The organism is Pseudomonas sp. H1_G08, assembly GCF_054681355.1.
The window spans coordinates 3373261-3391683 of the sequence record NZ_CP162822.1 but is presented as its reverse complement, the minus strand read 5'-3'; the positions used below and the strand labels follow the sequence as shown (position 1 = coordinate 3391683).

Below are 18423 nucleotides of genomic sequence, written 5' to 3'. Positions count from 1 at the left end.
ATGCGCGCGCAAAACGGGCTTGAGCCGTTCGCACATCGTTGTCGCGTTTATTACGAGGACACCGATGCGGGCGGCATCGTGTATTACGTTAATTACCTCAAGTTTATGGAACGGGCTCGAACCGAGCGGCTACGGGAACTGGGTTTTGCCCAATCTGTGCTTGCCGGAGAGGACCTGTTGTTCGTCGTGCATTCCAGCGAAGCGCGCTACTACGCGCCGGCGCGACTGGATGACGAACTGCTGGTAAGCGCTGATGTAATCGAATTGAACCGTGCCAGCCTGCGCTTCCGACAGCAGGTCAGGCGGGCCACGGATAATGTGCTGCTCTGCGAAGGGCAGTTTTTGGTGGCCTGCGTGCGCACCGACAGTTTGAAACCCCGGGCCCTTCCCGAAGACCTGCGTGCGGCCTTCGCCGACGCGGTCGGCCCGGGTACACACTCAAAGCAGGAGATAAAGCGTGGAAGCTAACGTCGTCGACCATTCCTCCATGTGGAGCCTGGTCAGCAATGCCAGCATCGTGGTGCAGTTGGTAATGTTGACCCTGGTGGCCGCATCGGTGACCTCATGGATCATGATCTTTCAGCGCAGCAACTTGCTGCGCGCCGGTCGACGCGCCCTGGAGAGCTTCGAAGAGCGCTTCTGGTCGGGTATCGACCTGTCCAAACTGTACCGTCAGGCTGGCAGCAACCCTGATCCGGATTCGGGCGTGGAGCAGATCTTCCGTGCCGGCTTCAAGGAATTCTCCCGTCTGCGTCAGCAGCCAGGTGTCGATCCTGAAGCCGTGATGGAAGGTGTCGCCCGTGCCATGCGCGTGGCCATCTCGCGCGAAGAAGAGAAACTCGAGCAGAGCCTGCCGTTCCTCGCCACCGTCGGTTCGGTCAGCCCGTACATCGGTCTGTTCGGCACCGTGTGGGGGATCATGAACTCCTTCCGTGGTCTGGCCAGCGCCCAGCAAGCGACGCTCGCCACCGTTGCTCCGGGTATCGCCGAAGCCCTGATCGCCACCGCGATCGGCCTGTTCGCTGCGATCCCGGCGGTCATCGCTTACAACCGTTTTGCTGCGCGCAGCGAAACCTTGCTGGGCCGCTACTACACCTTCGCCGATGAATTCCAGGCGATCCTGCACCGCAAAGTGCACACCAGCGAAGAATAAGCAGGTATTTCCCGATGGCTTTAATCGCTCGAGCTCGCAAAAAGCGCAAGCCGGTCGCCGAGATGAACGTGGTGCCCTACATCGACGTGATGTTGGTGCTGCTGGTCATCTTCATGGTGACCGCGCCGATGCTCAATCAGGGCGTGAAAGTTGATCTGCCCAAGGTTTCCAGCGAAGCCTTGCCGCAGGACAACAACACTCAGGTCCTGACCATTTCGATCAAGGCTGACAAGACCTACTACTGGAACCTTGGCAGCGAAGTCGACACCGAGAAGCAACAGGACAGGGCCATGACCCTGCCACAGATGACTGACGCGGTGACCAAGATCATCCGCGCCGGCACCGAGGGCGGCAAACGCACTCAGGTGTTCATTCGTGGCGACAAGACTGTCGACTACGGCGCCGTCATGGGTGCCATGGGCGGGTTGCAGAAAGCCGGGGTCGGTAACGTTGGTCTGATTACCGAGGCCCCCTGATGCAGCAACAGCGAGAGCCGTCCGCCTCGGAAAGCTACTTCTGGCCTAGTGTTCTGGCAATCGTCCTGCACGTGCTGGTGTTCGGCATGCTGTTCGTCAGTTTTGCCTTCACGCCCGAACTGCCGCCGGCCAAGCCGATCGTCCAGGCGACTCTGTACCAGCTGAAATCGAAAAGTCAGGCGACCACCCAGACCAATCAGAAGATTGCGGGTGAGGCGAAGAAATCCGCCGCGCGCCAGACCGAAGTCGAACAGATGGAGCAGAAAAAGATCGAGCAGGAAGCGGTGAAGGCGGCGGAACAAAAGAAAGAGGAAGCGGCTCAAAAGGCCGAGGAAGCCAAGAAGGCCGACGAGGCGAAAAAAGCCGACGAGGCGAAAAAGGCTGATGAAGCCAAGAAAGCCGACGACGCGAAGAAAGCCGAAGCGAAAAAGGCCGAAGAGAAACAATTGGCTGATATAGCCAAGAAGAAGGCCGAAGACGAAGCGAAAAAGGCTGCTGAGGAAGAGGCGAAGAAGGCCGCTGCCGAAGAAGCCAAGAAGAAGATCGTCGAAGACGCGAAGAAGAAAGCCGCCGAAGACGCCAAGAAGAAAGCTGAAGCTGAAGAGGCGAAGAAGAAAGTCGCCGAAGACGCGAAGAAGAAAGCTGCTGCCGATGCTGCGAAGAAGAAAGCGCAGGAAGCGGCACGCAAATCCGCCGAAGACAAAAAGGCCCAGGCCCTGGCAGATCTGCTTTCCGACACGCCGCAGCGTCAGCAGGCCCTGGCAGATGAGCAGGGTGACGAAGTTGCCGGCAGTTTCGATGACCTGATTCGCGCTCGTGCAGCGGAAGGCTGGGCTCGTCCTCCTTCGGCGCGCAAAGGCATGACGGTCGTGCTGCAAATCGGCATGTTGCCGGACGGCACGGTGACTTCGGTCAGCGTCGCCAAGTCCAGTGGTGACGGTCCGTTCGATGCTTCGGCAGTCGCGGCAGTGAAGAATATTGGACGTTTGACAGAAATGCAGGGAATGAAGCCGAGCGATTTCGCTCCGTATCGTTCATTCAAGATGACATTCACACCTGAGGATCTAGCCTTGTGAGAAACCTTCTTCGAGGAATGCTGGTCGTGATCTGCTGCATGGCAGGGATCGCGACGGCAGATGAAAAGAACATTCTGGTCACCAGCGGCAGCGATCGGGCCACCCCGATCGCCGTCGTACCGTTCGGCATGCAGGGCGGCGCCGTGCTGCCTGATGACATGGCTGAAATCATTGGCAACGATTTGCGCAACTCGGGCTATTACTCGCCTATTCCGAAAGCCAACATGATCAGCCAGCCAAGCCAGCCGAGCGAAATCATCTTCCGTGACTGGAAGGCGGTGGGTGCTCAGTACATGATGGTCGGCAGCATCGCTCCAGCGGGCGGTCGCCTGCAGGTGCAGTGGGCGCTGTTCAACGTCGCCACCGAGCAGAAAGTGGCGGACGGCAGTGTTTCCGGTACGACCGACCAGATCCGTGACATGGCGCACTTCATTTCCGATCAGTCGTTCCAGAAGCTGACCGGCATTGAAGGTGCCTTCTCGACACGTTTGCTTTACGTAACGGCCGAGCGTTTTTCCGAGAAGAACACTCGTTACACCCTGCAACGCTCCGACTATGACGGTGCCCGCGCAGTGACTCTGCTGCAATCGCGCGAGCCGATCCTGTCGCCGCGTTTTGCACCGGACGGCAAGCGTATCGCCTACGTGTCGTTCGAGCAGAAGCGTCCGCGTATCTTCATGCAGAACATCGACACCGGTCGCCGTGAGCAGATCACCAACTTCGAAGGCCTCAACGGCGCGCCAGCCTGGTCGCCGGATGGCAATCGCCTGGCGTTCGTGCTGTCGAAAGACGGCAACCCGGACATCTACGTGATGAACCTCGGTTCGCGTCAGATCAGCCGCGTAACCAATGGTCAGGGCATCAATACCGAACCGTTCTGGGGCAAGGATGGCTCGACCATCTACTTCACCTCCGACCGTGGCGGCAAGCCGCAAATCTATAAAACCAGCGTCGGTGGCGGTGGTGCCGAGCGTGTGACGTTCGTGGGCAACTACAACGCCAACCCGAAACTTTCGGCTGATGAAAAGACTTTGGTGATGATTCATCGTCAGGATGGCTTCACCAATTTCAAGGTGGCAGCTCAGGATCTGCAGCGAGGTAGTGTAAAGATCCTCACTGATAGCACTCTGGACGAGTCACCTACTGTTGCGCCCAACGGCACCATGGTAATCTACGCCACCCGCCAACAGGGCCGGGGAGTCTTGATGCTCGTGTCCATTAATGGACGCGTGAGGCTCCCGCTTCCTACCGCTCAAGGCGAAGTCAGAGAACCGTCCTGGTCCCCTTACCTGAAGTGAGCGGGCGCTACACGTTTTACTTAACACACTGGGGTTCATTAGGAGTTTCACGATGGAAATGCTGAAGTTTGGTAAATTTGCTGCGCTGGCTCTGGCCATGGCTGTAGCTGTAGGTTGCTCGTCCAAAGGCGGCGACAACGCCGGTGAAGGCGCTGTTGATCCAAACGCTGGTTACGGCGCAAACACCGGTGCCGTTGACGGTTCCCTGAGCGAAGAAGCTGCTCTGCGCGCAATCACCACCTTCTACTTCGAATACGACAGCTCGGACCTGAAGCCAGAAGCCATGCGCGCTCTGGACGTTCACGCCAAAGACCTGAAAGCAAACGGCGCTCGCGTTGTTCTGGAAGGCAACACCGACGAACGTGGTACTCGTGAGTACAACATGGCACTGGGCGAGCGTCGTGCGAAAGCCGTTCAGCGCTACCTGGTACTGCAAGGTGTTTCCCCAGCTCAGCTGGAACTGGTTTCCTACGGCGAAGAGCGTCCAGTTGCTACCGGCAACGACGAGCAGTCCTGGGCCCAGAACCGTCGCGTCGAACTGCGTAAGTAATTCGATATGCGAACGTGCCGTCGTGCTGTAACTGTTCTGGCTCTCAGCCTCGCGCCGCTTGCGGCGTGGGCTGCGGTTCCTGTGGTCGATGACAACTCCGGTTATAACAATAGCGGGAGCAGTTATCCGCCTGCGGGTTACGGTACGAACGGCGCCTATGCCGGGGGAGCGGCTTCGGCCCCTGCCTCGGCACAAGGCATGCTGTTCAACCAATTGCAACAGATGCAGGACCAGATCTCGCGCCAACAGGGCGTGATCGAAGAACTGCAGAATCAGGTTTCGCGCATGAAGCAGGAATCCCTGGAGCGATACCAGGATCTTGATCGGCGCATAGGATCCGGCGTTGCACCAGCCGCGACTCCCGAGAATTCTTCTGCCGGTGGCGATGCAAGTGCTGCTGCCGGTGCTGCCGCAGGCGCGGGTGCTGCTGCGGCAGCCCAGGCCCCTGCTGCGGGTAGCGAACCGGCTGATCCGGCCAAGGAAAAGCTGTATTACGATGCCGCTTTCGACCTGATCAAAGCCAAGGATTTCGACAAGGCCAGCCAAGCCTTCGCCGCTTTCCTGCGCAAATACCCCAACAGCCAGTACGCGGGCAACGCTCAATACTGGTTGGGCGAAGTGAACCTGGCCAAGGGTGATCTGCAAGGTGCAGGTCAGGCCTTTGCCAAGGTTTCGCAGCTGTATCCCAAGCACAACAAAGTGCCGGATTCGCTGTACAAGCTGGCTGACGTAGAGCGCCGCCTCGGTCATACCGACAAGGTCAAAGGCATTCTGCAGCAGGTGGTGTCCCAATATCCGGGCACTTCCGCCGCGCAGCTGGCCCAGCGTGATTTGCAGCGCATGTAAGCCTGTTCATCCGTGTTTTGAAGAAACCCGCGCTTGTCGCGGGTTTTTTCGTTAGAATTCACGCCCTTTTTCTGAAACACGCTTCTTGTGGTCTACGCGTTGGCGGGATTGCCTGAAGTGCCTGACGGAGGCGGACAGCCTGTTTAGCTGTTACGCCCGTGGCGACTATGCAAGACACATTGAGAATCACCGAAGTTTTCTACTCGTTGCAGGGGGAAACTCGGACTGCCGGGCTGCCCACGGTTTTCGTGCGCCTGACCGGTTGCCCGTTGCGTTGCCAATACTGCGACAGCGCTTATGCGTTCAGCGGCGGCACCGTCCGCACCCTCGACGACATCCTTGAGCAAGTGGCCGGATATCGTCCGCGCTACGTCTGTGTCACCGGCGGTGAGCCGTTGGCTCAGCCGAACGCCATTCCTTTGCTTGAACGGTTGTGTGATGCCGGTTACGAGGTGTCGCTGGAAACCAGCGGCGCCCTCGACGTGTCCGCCGTCGATCCGCGTGTCAGTCGCGTCGTCGACCTGAAAACGCCGGGCTCGAAAGAAGCCCATCGCAACCGTTACGAGAACATCGAACTGCTGACCCGCAACGATCAGGTGAAGTTTGTCATCTGCTCGCGGGAAGACTATGACTGGGCGGTATCGAAACTGATCCAGTACGGGCTTGATCGACGTGCGGGTGAAGTGCTTTTCTCCCCAAGTCATCATGACCTCAATGCCAGGGATCTGGCGGATTGGGTGGTGGCAGATAACCTGCCAGTGCGGCTGCAACTGCAGTTGCATAAATATCTATGGAATGATGAGCCGGGGCGCTGAGATGATTGAACAACCGAACACTACCGAAAAACGTGCCGTTATCCTGCTTTCGGGCGGCCTCGACTCGGCCACCGTGGTGGCGATGGCACGCGCCGAAGGCTACGCCTGCTATACCATGAGCTTCGATTACGGCCAGCGCTCCCATGCTGAATTGCATGCCGCCGCCCGCGTTGCTCGCGATCTGGGAGTGGTCGAGCACAAGGTCATTGGCCTGAATCTCAACGGCATGGGCGGCTCGGCGCTGACTGACACCAGCATCGATATTCCGGAAGAGCTGGGCGAAGGCATTCCGGTGACTTACGTGCCGGCGCGCAACACGGTGTTCCTGTCGTTGGCATTGGGTTGGGCCGAAGTGCTCGGCGCGCGCGACATCTTCATCGGCGTCAATGCAGTGGATTATTCCGGCTACCCGGATTGCCGTCCCGAGTTCATCGAGTCGTTCGAGCGCATGGCCAACCTGGCCACCAAAGCGGGCGTGGAAGGCAATGGCTTCCGCATTCAGGCGCCACTGCAAAACCTGAGCAAGGCGCAGATCGTCCAGGCTGGCGTGAAGCTGGGCGTGGATTATGGCCTGACGGTTTCCTGCTATCAGGCAGACGATGACGGCCGCGCCTGCGGCAAATGTGACAGCTGCCGCCTGCGTGCTGAAGGCTTCGCGGCGGCGGGTGTGAGCGATCCAACTCCTTATTTTTGATCTTTTTCAAAAAAGGTGTTGAATAGTCCTTAAAAATCAGTATTATACGCGCCACCACACAGCGGGTCGTTAGCTCAGTTGGTAGAGCAGTTGGCTTTTAACCAATTGGTCGTAGGTTCGAATCCCACACGACCCACCATATTTGGCGGTTTAGAAAATCCGGAAGGCCCACGAAAGTGAGGATTTCCGGGTTTTTTTTTGCCTGCAATTCGGGCGTTCGACGTTTCAGCGCGGGCGGCCTGACACAGGTCAGAATCATCTTTTGTATCAACGGGATATTCTGTAGCCTTGCGCAGCTTCAACGCTGTCCGTGCCTGATGATACTCACTCTCCCGGCGGTACCCTCTAACGGTCCGGAGCCGGGTGTATACTCGACTTTCGCGCGAATGCGCCTGCAGGTCTTGCGAACATGACGCAGATTTCCGAACGCCTTCTGGTTCAAGCCCACCTCGACGCCAAGCAGCCCAAACCGCTGACGGCAGAGGAGGAGGCCTACTACCGTTCCGCCATCGCCGCCGAGCTCAAGGCTCAGGACGCGGTGCTGGTTGCCCACTTTTATTGCGATCCGGTGATTCAGGCCCTGGCCGAAGAAACCGGCGGCTGTGTTTCCGACTCCCTGGAAATGGCCCGCTTCGGCAACGCCCATCCGGCCAAGACCGTGGTGGTCGCCGGCGTGAAGTTCATGGGCGAGACTGCAAAGATTCTCAACCCGGAAAAGCGAGTGCTGATGCCGACCCTGGAGGCGACGTGCTCGCTGGACCTGGGATGCCCGGTCGATGAGTTCTCGGCGTTTTGTGATCAGCATCCAGAGCGCACCGTGGTGGTGTATGCCAATACTTCCGCCGCCGTGAAGGCTCGGGCTGACTGGGTGGTGACTTCGAGCTGCGCACTGGAGATCGTCGAAAGCCTGATGGACAACGGCGAGACGATCATCTGGGGCCCGGACAAGCACTTGGGCACTTATATTCAGCGCAAGACCGGCGCCGACATGCTGCTGTGGGACGGTGCTTGCATCGTCCATGAAGAATTCAAGTCCAAGCAGCTCGAAGACATGAAGGCGCTGTACCCGGACGCGGCGATTCTGGTGCATCCCGAGTCGCCGACTTCGGTGATCGAGCTGGCGGACGCCGTCGGTTCCACCAGCCAGTTGATCGCTGCCGCGCAAAGCCTGCCGAACAAGACCCTGATCGTCGCCACCGACCGTGGCATCTTCTACAAGATGCAGCAGCTGTGCCCGGACAAGGTCTTTATCGAGGCGCCTACCGCCGGTAATGGCGCCGCGTGCCGCAGTTGTGCACATTGCCCGTGGATGGCCATGAACACCCTTGAGCGCACGCTCAAGAGCTTGAAAGAAGGCACCAACGAGATCTTTGTCGATCCGGCGCTGATTCCCCAAGCGATCCGCCCGTTGAAGCGCATGCTCGACTTCACCCAGGCAGCGCGGATGAAATTGGCCGGCAACGCCTGAGAGAACCCCTTGTATGAGTGAGCCCTGTGGTGAGGGGATTTATCCCCGTTGGGTGGCGAAGCCGCCCTAAATCAAACACCGCGGCATATCAGGGATACCGCGTGGGCTCCTTTACGACTACTACGCAGCCGGACGGGGATAAATCCCCTCACCACAGGCCGACTCTTGAGCATGGAAATTATTTGCTCTTCTTCGGGATCCGCACCACACGCGTATCCGAATAGATGTCATGCCAGGTGCGTTTCTGCTTGTCGAACAGCGACCAGAAGAACCCCAGCCCGATACACAACCACGACGCGATCGACACCATAAAGCGCAGCAGCGCCTGCCACAGGCTGATCGCTGTGCCGTTGGCGTTCTGCACGCGGATCCCCCACACCTGCATGCCCAGTGTCTGCCCGCCGTGGGTCCAGAACTTGGCGAAGAAGCCGAACAATACCAACAGCAGCACCGTGGAGTAGAGCGGATCACCATCCAGCTGGCCGGCGTCGGTCATCACTCGCAGACGCTCTTCGCCAATGATCGCCGCCTGGATCAACTTATAGATGAATCCGGTGACGATCAGCAGGGCGGTGCACAGCAGGAAGTCGTAGAACATCGCCGCCAGACGACGACCGAGAGCAACGGGAGGAAAGTCCCCTTGCGGCGTGAGCAGGTGTTTCGACATGGCAGCCTCGGGACGCGAATGGAAGCGCCATTTTACGGATAAGCGCGCACAAAAAAGCCCCTGATATCAATATCAGGGGCTTTTTCGTATCAGAAGATCAGGCTTCTGCTTGTACTTCGTCAGCCTGCATGCCTTTCTGGCCTTGCACGGCAACGAAAGTCACCTTCTGGCCTTCTTTCAGGCTCTTGAAGCCGTTGCCCTGAATGGCGCGGAAATGTACGAACAGATCCGGACCGCTTTCTGGAGTGATAAAACCAAAACCTTTCTCGTCGTTAAACCACTTGACGGTACCGCTCTGACGTGTGGACATTTCTTATTTCCTTTGACGCATAAATTGATGACAGCCCCTTTCACATGAAAGAGTACTGGAGCTGGTTGCAAGGAGTAAGAAGACGTCGAGCGGGATGTAGCTAACTTGTAGGCTACTGCCCAGGTCACGATTCCAAGCTGACCCATGCAAACACAGTGGACAAACTCTACGCCAACTACGGGAGAAAAAACAAGCCCTGCGAAGACCCCGGTTTTACTGCTCTTCATGGCAGTTCGTCAGTTAACTAGTTGAGTCTTAGACGATTGCCTGGTTGTATTTTCAGCAAACGTTATAAGCGACGTTCATATCCGAAAAAGATGTTAAAAAACGCACTGTTTTATGGCGATTGCGTTACACATTAGTGCACGCATAACGCAATCGCGTTACTTATAGAAACAGTCGATCAACCGCGATAGTAGCGTTGTGGAACAAATGGCATTTTGCTTACAAGCATTTGCACCTTTTTCCCACGGACGATGGCCCACACAGGTGTATCGAGCGTGACGTAGGCGCTGTCGAGGTAACCCATCGCCAATGGGCCGCCCAAGGTCGGACCAAAGCCGCCGCTGCAGACGCTGCCGATGATCTCGCCGGCCTCGTTGACGATCTCTGCGCCTTCACGCACCGGGGTACGCTCCTGTGGCAGCAGGCCGACGCGTTTGCGTGCGACGCCGTTCTGTTGCTGCGCGAAGATCTGCTCGGCGCCCGGGAAACCGCCGGCCCGCGCGCCATCGGCGCGGCGGGGCTTGGAGATCGCCCAAAGCAGGCTGGCTTCGATCGGCGTGGTTTCGGTGTTCATGTCATGGCCGTACAGGCACAGGCCGGCTTCCAGACGCAGCGAATCACGGGCGCCGAGGCCGATGGCTTGGACCTCTGGTTCGGCGAGCAGGGCGCGGGCGAGTTTTTCCGCGTCGGCGGCCGGTACAGAGATTTCGAAACCGTCTTCACCGGTGTAGCCCGAACGGCTGACAAAGCAGTCCACGCCCAGCAACGACACACGGTTGAACTGCATGAAGGTCATCTTCGTCACGTCCGGCGCAAGACGCGCCAGCACCGTGACGGCTGCCGGACCTTGCAGGGCGAGCAGGGCGCGCTCTTCGAACAGCGCCGTAATGGTGCACTGATCGCCGATGTGTTTTTGCAGATGCGCGAGATCCTGATCCTTGCACGCGGCGTTGACCACCAGGAACAACTCGTCATTGCCCAGATTGGCAACCATCAGGTCATCGAGGATGCCGCCGCTTTCGTTGGTGAACATCGCATAACGCTGCATGCCCACCGGCAGGTCGATGATGTCCACCGGCACCAGGGTTTCCAGGGCTTTGGCCGCATTGGCACCGGTCAGACGAATCTGGCCCATGTGCGAGACGTCGAACAGCCCGGCTTGCTCACGGGTGTGCTGATGTTCTTTCATCACTCCGAGCGGGTATTGCACGGGCATGTCGTAGCCGGCGAACGGCACCATGCGCGCGCCGAGTTCGAGGTGCAGTGCGTGCAGCGGGGTTTTCGAGAGTTGTTCGGTGGACATGCGTGGCTCCTTTGAATTTGGGTTGCGGGTGAGAGGCAAGATCAAGAGCCCCTCACCCCAGCCCTCTCCCGGAGGGAGAGGGAGCTAGTTACGTTTGGCTGAGTTCGTAATCAGCATTCGATAATGTTGACCGCCAGGCCGCCGCGGGCGGTTTCCTTGTATTTGCTTTTCATGTCGGCGCCGGTCTGGCGCATGGTGCGAATGACTTTGTCGAGGGAGACGAAATGCTGGCCGTCGCCACGCATGGCCATGCGCACGGCATTGATGGCTTTCACCGAACCCATCGCATTGCGCTCGATGCACGGGACTTGTACCAGGCCGCCGATCGGGTCGCAGGTCAGGCCTAGGTTGTGTTCCATGCCGATTTCCGCGGCGTTCTCGACTTGTTGCACGCTGCCGCCGAGCACTTCGCACAGAGCGCCGGCCGCCATTGAACAGGCCACACCGACTTCACCCTGACAACCGACTTCGGCGCCGGAGATCGAAGCGTTTTCCTTGTAAAGAATGCCGATTGCGGCAGCGGTCAGCAGAAAACGCACGACACCGTCGTCATTCGCCCCGGGGATAAAACGCATGTAGTAATGCAGCACCGCCGGAATGATCCCCGCCGCGCCATTGGTGGGCGCAGTGACCACGCGTCCGCCATTGGCGTTTTCTTCGTTGACCGCCAGTGCATAAAGATTGACCCAGTCGAGCACCGACAACGGATCGCGCAGGGCCGATTCCGGGTTCTTGCACAATTGCCGATGCAGCGCCGCCGCCCGGCGTTTGACCTTCAAACCGCCCGGCAAGATACCTTCGTTACGACAGCCAGCAGCGACGCAGTCCTGCATCACCTGCCAGATTTTCAGCAGGCCGGCACGGGTTTCGGCTTCCGGGCGCCAGGCGCTTTCATTGGTCAGCATCACCTGGCTGATCGACAGCCCGTACGTAGCGCAATGACCGAGCAAGTCCTTGGCGCTTTTGAAAGGGAAGGTCAGTGGCGTTGCATCTTCGACGATGCGATCGGCACCGGCCGCATCTTCATCGACAACAAAACCACCGCCAACCGAGTAGTACTCGCGACTGCGGATCTGAATCCCCGCCGCATCGAAGGCGCGAAAGATCATGCCGTTGGGGTGATAGGCCAACGGTTTGCGGATCATTGCCAGATGTTCTTTCTCGTTGAACGCAATGCAGTGTTCGCCGAGCAGGTTCAAGCGGGCGTTGCCGCGAATTTCCTGCAGGCGCGCGGCGACGGTTTCGGTGTCGACTGTGTCCGGGTGCTCGCCTTCAAGGCCGAGCAGCACGGCTTTATCGCTGCCGTGACCTTTGCCGGTAGCACCGAGCGAACCGTACAGCTCGACCCGCACGCTGGCGGTGCTGGTCAACAGGTTTTCACGGCGCAAACCTTCGGCGAAGCGCGCAGCGGCGCGCATCGGGCCGACGGTGTGGGAACTGGAGGGACCGATGCCAATCTTGAACAGGTCGAACACGCTTAACGACATGAGTGGTTCTCCGGTTTCTTGTTATGGGGATTGGCGAAGCGTAAGGCTTGATGCGTTCCATGTGGGAGCTGGCTTGCCAGCGATGGCGGAGTGTCAGGCAACAGATATGCAGACTGATCCACCCTCATCGCTGGCAAGCCAGCTCCCACAGGGATTTGTGGCGTTCTGGAGACAGGGACAGGTGACCCGCCCCTTCATTCCATTAAGCGTAGCTTTCGATCGACGGGCAGGCACAGACCAGGTTGCGATCGCCGAAGACGTTGTCGACACGGCCGACCGGCGGCCAGTATTTGCCTTCGATCAGCGACGCGACCGGGTAAACGGCTTGCTCACGGCTGTACGGGTGGGTCCATTCGCCGACCAGTTCCGCTGCGGTGTGCGGGGCGTTTTTCAGCGGGTTGTCTTCCTTGTCCAGCGTGCCGTTTTCCACTGCGCGTATTTCCTCGCGGATGCGGATCATGGCATCGCAGAAGCGGTCCAGTTCTTCCTTGGATTCGCTTTCGGTCGGCTCGATCATCAATGTGCCGGCGACCGGGAACGACATGGTCGGCGCATGGAAGCCGAAGTCGATCAGGCGCTTGGCGACGTCATCGACGCTGATGCCGCTGCTGTCTTTGAGTGGACGCAGATCGAGGATGCACTCGTGCGCCACCAGGCCGTTGCTGCCGGTGTACAGCACTGGGTAATGCTCTTCGAGGCGGCGGGAAATGTAGTTGGCATTGAGGATCGCCAGCTGCGAAGCGCGTTTGAGACCGGCGCCACCCATCATGCGGATGTACATCCAGGTGATCGGCAAAATACTTGCGCTGCCGAACGGTGCCGCGCAGACCGCGCCTTCCTTGCGTTCCATCTGGCCGTGGCCCGGCAGGAACGGGGTCAGGTGCGACTTGACGCCGATCGGGCCAACGCCCGGGCCGCCACCGCCGTGCGGGATGCAGAAGGTTTTGTGCAGGTTCAGGTGCGAAACGTCGCCGCCGAACTTGCCCGGTGCGCAGAGGCCGACCATGGCGTTCATGTTGGCGCCGTCGATATACACCTGGCCGCCGTTGTCGTGAATGATCGCGCAGATTTCGCGGATGCCTTCTTCGAACACGCCATGGGTCGACGGGTAGGTGATCATCAGCGCGGCGAGATGTTCGCGGTGCGCGATGGCTTTGGCGCGCAGGTCTTCAATGTCGACGTTGCCACGGGCATCGCACGCGGTGACGACCACACGCATACCAGCCATTTGCGCGGTGGCCGGGTTGGTGCCATGGGCCGACGACGGGATCAGGCAAATGTCGCGGCGCTCGTCGCCACGGCTCTGGTGGTAGGCGCGGATCGCCAGGAGACCTGCGTATTCACCTTGCGAACCGGCGTTCGGTTGCAGCGAGATCGAGTCGTAACCGGTGGCGGCGCAGAGCATCGCTTCCAGCTCATCGGTCAGTTGCTGGTAACCGGCGCTTTGTGCGGCCGGGGCGAACGGGTGCAGCGCACCGAATTCGGCCCAGGTCACCGGGATCATTTCACTGGCGGCGTTGAGTTTCATGGTGCACGAGCCCAGTGGAATCATGGTGCGATCCAGTGCCAGGTCCTTGTCCGCCAGTTTGCGCAGGTAGCGCATCAGCTCGGTTTCCGAGTGGTAACGGTTGAACACCGGGTGGCTGAGGATCGGCGACTGGCGCACCAGCGCAGCGGGGATGGTGCTCTGCACCGAGGCGGCCAGCGCAGCGAAGTCCGGCAGGGTCTTGCCGTCAGCGAACAGGCCCCACAGGGTTTCGATATCAGCCTGCGTGGTGGTTTCGTCGACCGACAGGCCCAGACGTTCGGAGTCGATCACGCGCAGGTTGATCTGCTGAGTGTGCGCCTTGTCGTGCAGCGCAGCGGTGTCTGCGCCGGTAGCGATGGTCAGGGTGTCGAAGAAACTGGCTTGTTCAACTTTAGCGCCGAGAGCGGTCAGGCCCTCGGCCAGAATGGCGGTCAGGTGATGCACGCGGTTGGCGATCTGCGTCAGACCTTTCGGGCCGTGGTACACGGCGTACATGCTGGCGATGTTGGCCAGCAGCACTTGCGCGGTGCAGATGTTCGACGTGGCCTTTTCGCGGCGGATGTGTTGCTCGCGGGTCTGCATCGCCAGACGCAGGGCCGGCTTGCCGAAACGGTCAACCGAGACGCCGACCAGACGGCCCGGCATGTCGCGCTTGAACGCATCCTTGGTGGAGAAGTAAGCAGCGTGCGGGCCACCGAAGCCCAGCGGCACGCCGAAGCGTTGCGCCGAACCGATGGCGACGTCGGCACCGAATTCGCCCGGTGCGGTGAGCAGGGTCAGGGCGAGCAGGTCAGCGGCCACGGCCACCAGAGCGTTGGCGGCGTGGAAGCGCTCGGTCAGTTCGCGGTAGTCGAACACATCACCGTTGCTCGCCGGGTATTGCAGCAGCGCGCCGAAGAACGGCGTGACGTCAGTCAGTTCGCGCTCATCGCCCACGACCACGTCAATACCGAGCGGCTCGGCACGGGTGCGCAGCACGTCGAGGGTCTGTGGATGGCTGTGGATCGAGGCGAAGAACTGGTGGCTGCCCTTGTTCTTGCTCAGGCGTTTGCAGAAGGTCATGGCTTCGGCAGCGGCGGTGGCTTCGTCGAGCAGCGAGGCGTTGGCGATCGGCAGGCCGGTGAGGTCGCTGATCATGGTCTGGAAGTTCAGCAGCGCTTCGAGACGGCCCTGGGAAATTTCTGGCTGGTACGGGGTGTAAGCGGTGTACCAGGCCGGGTTTTCCAGCAGGTTGCGCAGGATCGGCGAAGGCGTGTGGCAGTTGTAGTAGCCTTGGCCGATGTAGGTCTTGAACAGCTGATTCTTGCCAGCGATGGATTTGATCATCGCCAGGGCGTCGGCTTCGCTGAGGCCGTCATCCATGCCCAGCACGCTGGTGCCCTTGATGCTTTCCGGGATGACGCTGGCGCTCAGCGCTTCGAGGGAATCGAAGCCGAGGCTGTTGAGCATGGCTTGCTCGTCACCGGCGCGCGGGCCGATGTGACGGGCGATGAATTCGTTGGCGGTGCCGAGATTGATGGCGGTCATGGGGTAATTCCTCAGGCTTCGGCTTGGGCTTTGATCAGGCGGTCATAGGCGTCCTGATCGAGCAGTTCGCCGACAGCGGCGGCGTCGCTTGGCTGGAAGCGGAAGAACCAGCCTTCGCCCAGCGGATCTTCGTTGACCAGTTCCGGGGCGTTTTCCAGCGCCGGGTTGACTTCCAGCACGTCGCCATCGAGCGGCATGTACACGCCGCTGGCGGCTTTCACCGATTCCACGGTGGCGGCTTCAGCGCCTTTTTCGTAAGCCTGCAGCTCAGGCAGTTGCACGAACACCACGTCGCCCAAGGCGTTCTGCGCGAATGCGGTGATGCCGACAGTGACACTGCCGTCGGCTTCGGTGCGCAGCCATTCGTGATCTTCAGTAAAACGCAACTCGCTCATGGAAACTCCTCAGGGGCCAGACTCGTCTGGTGGACGCGGTGGAAAGCTTGGGGCGGGGAAGCCCTTAATAGATGAGGAGGCAGGTAGCAAGAATGCGGCCAAGGTTTGTTTATCTATATAAATCAATGGCTTGGAGTTTTTAGGTGGGTGTCGGCAGGTTGCGCCTGTAGCGAAATCGCTACAGCTTGGGGCGGGGAGAAAAGCTGAACGGGATCAAAGCGTTGCGCAGCGCTGGTCACAGGCGACTGTAGCGATATCGTTCCGCTGTAGCGCTTTCGGTACAGGTGGAGGTCGTTTTCAGCGTGGCGATATCATTCCTGAATTGAAAACAAGGACTGTAGGAGCTGCCGAAGGCTGCGATCTTTTGACCTTGATCTCTAAAAAACAAAGTCAAAAGATCGCAGCCTTCGGCAGCTCCTACAGGGGATCGGTGGTGAATCAGGGTTTATTGGGAATGCCGTATTTGCGCAATCGATGGGCGATGGCGGTATGCGAGGTTTGCAAGCGGCTCGCCAGTTGCCGGGTCGAGGGATAGCTGACGTAAAGCTTTTCCAGCAGCGCTCTTTCGAACGATTCGACCGCTTGTTCGAGACTTTCCACCTCAGTGTCGGTCTGGCGCGCGACGGAGGTGCCGGCGATGTCGAGGTCGCCGATATCGACCAGGCTGCTCTCGCAAATCGCTGCCGCGCGGAAAATCACGTTCTGCAGTTGCCGCACGTTGCCCGGCCAGCGATTGCCGAGCAGCGCCGGATAAGTGCCGGGCGCCAGGCGGCAGACCGGGCGCTGGATCTGCGCACAGGCCTGCTGCATGAAGTAGCGCGCCAGCAGCAGGATGTCCTGACCGCGTTCACGCAGCGGCGGCACTTCGACGTTGAGCACGTTGAGGCGATAGAACAGGTCTTCGCGGAACAGGCCTTCGCTGACCATTTTTTCCAGATCGCGGTGGGTCGCGCTGAGGATGCGTACGTTGACCTTCACTTCACGATCACCACCGACGCGGCGGAAGCTGCCGTCGTTGAGAAAACGCAGGAGTTTGGCCTGCAAGTACGGCGACATCTCGCCGATCTCATCGAGAAACACCGTGCCCTGGTTGGCCAGTTCCATCAGCCCCGGCTTACCGCCACGCGCCGCGCCAGTGAAGGCGCCGGGGGCGTAGCCGAACAGTTCGCTCTCGGCGAGGTTTTCCGGCAGCGCTGCGCAGTTGAGTGCAAGAAACGGAGCGCTGTGCCGCGCACTGATCGCGTGACAGGCGCGGGCCACCAGTTCTTTACCGGTGCCGGTCTCGCCCTGGATCAACAGCGGTGCATCAAGGGCGGCGACCCGTTGCGCACGGGCCTTGAGCGTGCGGATCGCCGGAGACTCGCCGAGCAGCGCGTCGAAGCCTTCGGCGTGGTCGTGGTGCAGCGCCGAGAGTTGTTCGCCGATGCGATTTGGTTGATACAGGGTCAGCAGGGCGCCAGCGTCGGTGATCGGCGTGGCGTCGAGCAACAGGGTCTGGCCGTTGACGGTGATCTCGCGCAGCGGCAGGCGAAAGCCGTTTTCCAGCAGCGTGTCGAGCAGACCGGGATCGTTGAACAGCGCCGAGACGCTTTCGCCGGCCGGTTCGCGACCGTACAGGGCAATCAGCGCCGGGTTGGCCAGCAGCACCTTGCCGGCGCTGTCGAGGGCCAGCACCGGGTCAGTCATCGCCGCGAGCAAAGCATCGAGCTGCAAGTGCCGACGCTGGCCCGGCAGGATATCGACCACGGTCACCGCTTCCACGCCGAGCACGCGAAACAGCGCGTCTTTGAGTTCTTCGAGCACTTGCGGGCTGAGGGTCGGCGCGTCGATGTAGACGTTCGGCGGGATCATCTCCACCGCATCCAGATTGAGATTGCGCCCACCGAGGATAGCCAGGACTTCCTGGGTGATGCCGACGCGGTCGATGAAGCTGACGTGGATACGCATGGGGGCGGTTCAGTGATCTGTAGTGCGGAGGGAGGCAAGTATGCCTTAAATCAAAAGCCCCCTCACCCCAGCCCTCTCCCGGAGGGAGAGGGAGCCGACCGAGGTGTCTGGGGTTATGCATCGACCTGAAAGTACCGGGCGATTATGGATTCAGTGATGCAGGATCAGGCCGACGCAATGCTGCAGCATCCCCCAATCAGTCCCCTCTCCCTCCGGGAGAGGGCTAGGGTGAGGGGCTTTTGATTTTTATTCGAAATGCTCGAGGTTCACCGGATCCCCCGACTGCATATTCAACTTCTGCCGAATGTCTTCAAACATCAGATCGTAATGCTTGTGCACCGAGCCGATCTGGCTGTGGGTCTTGGGTATGCCGTACTTCTCGGCGATCCGCGTGACATCGCGGGCGAAGTTGTAGGCCTCTTCCTTGGGCAGGAAAAACGCCTCCTTCATGTCCTTGCCCTGCATGCTGCCGTGCAGGGTGAACTGAATCCCCTTGCCTTTCTGCGGGTCGGTGAACACTTCATAGTCCAGATGCACGTTGTAATTGACGTCATCGTCGGTCAACGCGTGCCGCTCGATGTGCAGATGACCGGGTTCGAACTGGGCCATTGAGCTACTCCTTTCAAGGCATGGAAGCGGAGCAGGCCTTGAGCCTGCC

18 protein-coding genes and 1 tRNA gene are annotated in these 18423 nt (G+C 59.7%); 11 read left to right on the top strand and 8 right to left on the bottom strand.

Translation table 11 applies throughout. From position 1 onward, the window contains the following. The 11 genes from ybgC to nadA all read left to right on the top strand — a co-directional run bounded on the left by ybgC (nucleotide 1) and on the right by nadA (nucleotide 8376). On the top strand, nucleotides 1–468 hold the full coding sequence (ybgC, locus tag AB4N85_RS15400; protein WP_252868155.1) for a tol-pal system-associated acyl-CoA thioesterase: 468 nt from the start codon (nucleotides 1–3) through the stop codon (nucleotides 466–468). Beyond that, nucleotides 458–1153 (top strand): protein TolQ, encoded by a 696-nt coding sequence (gene tolQ / locus AB4N85_RS15395; protein ID WP_008080223.1) that lies wholly within the window; start codon nucleotides 458–460, stop codon nucleotides 1151–1153. Before ybgC ends, tolQ begins: the two co-directional genes overlap by 11 nt. Nucleotides 1154–1176: 23 nt before the next feature. After that, nucleotides 1177–1629, top strand: a complete 453-nt coding sequence (tolR, locus tag AB4N85_RS15390) for a protein TolR (RefSeq protein WP_160767866.1) — start codon at nucleotides 1177–1179, stop codon at nucleotides 1627–1629. Then, on the top strand, nucleotides 1629–2705 hold the full coding sequence (gene tolA, locus AB4N85_RS15385; protein WP_016773505.1) for a cell envelope integrity protein TolA: 1077 nt from the start codon (nucleotides 1629–1631) through the stop codon (nucleotides 2703–2705). Before tolR ends, tolA begins: the two co-directional genes overlap by 1 nt. A 17-nt stretch (nucleotides 2706–2722) precedes the next feature. Next, entirely contained in the window at nucleotides 2723–4003 is a 1281-nt protein-coding gene (gene tolB / locus AB4N85_RS15380) for a Tol-Pal system beta propeller repeat protein TolB (RefSeq protein WP_164488347.1), read from the top strand. Nucleotides 4004–4055: 52 nt separating this feature from the next. Beyond that, on the top strand, nucleotides 4056–4553 hold the full coding sequence (pal, locus tag AB4N85_RS15375) for a peptidoglycan-associated lipoprotein Pal (RefSeq protein ID WP_003178634.1): 498 nt from the start codon (nucleotides 4056–4058) through the stop codon (nucleotides 4551–4553). A 6-nt stretch (nucleotides 4554–4559) separates the two neighbouring features. Then, nucleotides 4560–5399, top strand: coding sequence for a tol-pal system protein YbgF (gene ybgF / locus AB4N85_RS15370; protein ID WP_024014085.1), 840 nt, complete (start codon nucleotides 4560–4562; stop codon nucleotides 5397–5399). A gap of 167 nt (nucleotides 5400–5566) precedes the next feature. Further along, nucleotides 5567–6214 (top strand): 7-carboxy-7-deazaguanine synthase QueE, encoded by a 648-nt coding sequence (gene queE / locus AB4N85_RS15365; protein WP_041479789.1) that lies wholly within the window; start codon nucleotides 5567–5569, stop codon nucleotides 6212–6214. Between the two features lies 1 nt (nucleotide 6215). Continuing rightward, entirely contained in the window at nucleotides 6216–6908 is a 693-nt protein-coding gene (queC, locus tag AB4N85_RS15360) for a 7-cyano-7-deazaguanine synthase QueC (protein ID WP_056787919.1), read from the top strand. A gap of 63 nt (nucleotides 6909–6971) precedes the next feature. After that, nucleotides 6972–7047, top strand: a tRNA-Lys gene (locus AB4N85_RS15355). A gap of 270 nt (nucleotides 7048–7317) precedes the next feature. Continuing rightward, complete coding sequence (gene nadA / locus AB4N85_RS15350; protein ID WP_016773509.1) at nucleotides 7318–8376, top strand: quinolinate synthase NadA; 1059 nt, start codon at nucleotides 7318–7320, stop codon at nucleotides 8374–8376. A 178-nt stretch (nucleotides 8377–8554) separates the two neighbouring features. Here nadA and AB4N85_RS15345 read toward each other — a convergent pair whose 3' ends face one another. From AB4N85_RS15345 to AB4N85_RS15310, 8 genes are all read right to left on the bottom strand, one after another. Beyond that, nucleotides 8555–9043 (bottom strand): RDD family protein, encoded by a 489-nt coding sequence (locus AB4N85_RS15345; protein WP_016773510.1) that lies wholly within the window; start codon nucleotides 9041–9043, stop codon nucleotides 8555–8557. A 97-nt stretch (nucleotides 9044–9140) separates the two neighbouring features. After that, nucleotides 9141–9353, bottom strand: a complete 213-nt coding sequence (locus AB4N85_RS15340) for a cold-shock protein (RefSeq protein ID WP_003227496.1) — start codon at nucleotides 9351–9353, stop codon at nucleotides 9141–9143. 403 nt (nucleotides 9354–9756) lie between these two features. Further along, on the bottom strand, nucleotides 9757–10881 hold the full coding sequence (gcvT, locus tag AB4N85_RS15335; protein ID WP_056787925.1) for a glycine cleavage system aminomethyltransferase GcvT: 1125 nt from the start codon (nucleotides 10879–10881) through the stop codon (nucleotides 9757–9759). A 110-nt stretch (nucleotides 10882–10991) separates the two neighbouring features. Then, the gene (locus AB4N85_RS15330) at nucleotides 10992–12368 is read right to left on the bottom strand and encodes an L-serine ammonia-lyase (protein ID WP_252868154.1); all 1377 of its coding nucleotides are present in this window, start codon (nucleotides 12366–12368) and stop codon (nucleotides 10992–10994) included. A 202-nt stretch (nucleotides 12369–12570) separates the two neighbouring features. After that, a complete protein-coding gene (gene gcvP / locus AB4N85_RS15325; RefSeq protein WP_252868153.1) occupies nucleotides 12571–15423 on the bottom strand; it encodes an aminomethyl-transferring glycine dehydrogenase in 2853 nt (950 codons plus the stop codon). Between the two features lie 11 nt (nucleotides 15424–15434). Further along, entirely contained in the window at nucleotides 15435–15818 is a 384-nt protein-coding gene (gcvH, locus tag AB4N85_RS15320; RefSeq protein WP_150741947.1) for a glycine cleavage system protein GcvH, read from the bottom strand. A 438-nt stretch (nucleotides 15819–16256) separates the two neighbouring features. Further along, nucleotides 16257–17765, bottom strand: coding sequence for a sigma-54-dependent transcriptional regulator (locus tag AB4N85_RS15315; protein WP_095181474.1), 1509 nt, complete (start codon nucleotides 17763–17765; stop codon nucleotides 16257–16259). Nucleotides 17766–18011: 246 nt separating this feature from the next. Beyond that, nucleotides 18012–18374 (bottom strand): DUF5064 family protein, encoded by a 363-nt coding sequence (locus tag AB4N85_RS15310; protein ID WP_041479784.1) that lies wholly within the window; start codon nucleotides 18372–18374, stop codon nucleotides 18012–18014. Between the last annotated feature and the right edge of the window lie 49 nt (nucleotides 18375–18423).